Source organism: Myxococcus llanfairpwllgwyngyllgogerychwyrndrobwllllantysiliogogogochensis, from assembly GCF_006636215.1.
GTDB classification, from domain to species: domain Bacteria; phylum Myxococcota; class Myxococcia; order Myxococcales; family Myxococcaceae; genus Myxococcus; species Myxococcus llanfairpwllgwyngyllgogerychwyrndrobwllllantysiliogogogochensis.
The window spans coordinates 1-687 of record NZ_VIFM01000590.1 but is presented as its reverse complement, the minus strand read 5'-3'; the positions used below and the strand labels follow the sequence as shown (position 1 = coordinate 687).

The 687-nt window shown below is 68.6% G+C and carries 1 protein-coding gene; it reads right to left on the bottom strand.

What is annotated here, in order from left to right:
- A partial coding sequence (locus FJV41_RS49500; protein ID WP_246137915.1) for a condensation domain-containing protein occupies positions 1-687 on the bottom strand: 687 nt, incomplete at both ends.

The window sequence follows — 687 nt, the reverse complement described above, 5'->3', positions numbered from 1 at the left end:
ACGGGCAGTGTGTTGATGAAGAGGCCGACGGCGTGCTCGATGCCGGAGACGTCGGCGGAGCGACCCGAGGTGGTGGCGCCGAAGAGGATGTCGTGCTCACCGGTGTGACGTGAGAGCACCAGCGTCCAAGCGGCCTGGACCAGTGCATTGAGGGTGAGGTGGTGCTGGCGGACGAAGGCCTGGAGGTCCGCGGTGAGTTGCGCGGGCAGCCAGACATTCAGGTGCTGACGCCGGAGCACCGAGTCCGGGCTTCGGGGAAGCGCACCGGGCAAGGGCGTGGGCGCGGTGAAGCCCCGCAGCGTCTTGCGCCAGTAGAGCTCCGCGGGCTCCAGGGACTGGCGCTGGAGCCAGGCGATGTAGTCGCGGAAGGAGGTCGACTCACTCTCCGCCGGGAGTCGGCCAGAGCGGACCTGCTCGTAGGTGGTGAAGAGTTCCTGGAAGAGGAGACCGAGGCTCCAGCCATCCACGATGAGGTGGTGCAGCGTCCAGAGGATGCGCCACGCGTGCTCATCCGTGCGGATGACCGTCAGCCGCAGCAGTGGTGGTGTGCGCAGGTCGAAGCCCCGAGCACGGTCCTCGGAGATGAGGGTGTCGAAGCGGCTCTGCTGCTCGGCCTCATCCGCGCCGCGCCAGTCGTGCTCCTCCCAGGGGAGGGTGGCCTCCGGGTGGACCCACTGGAGGGGCTGG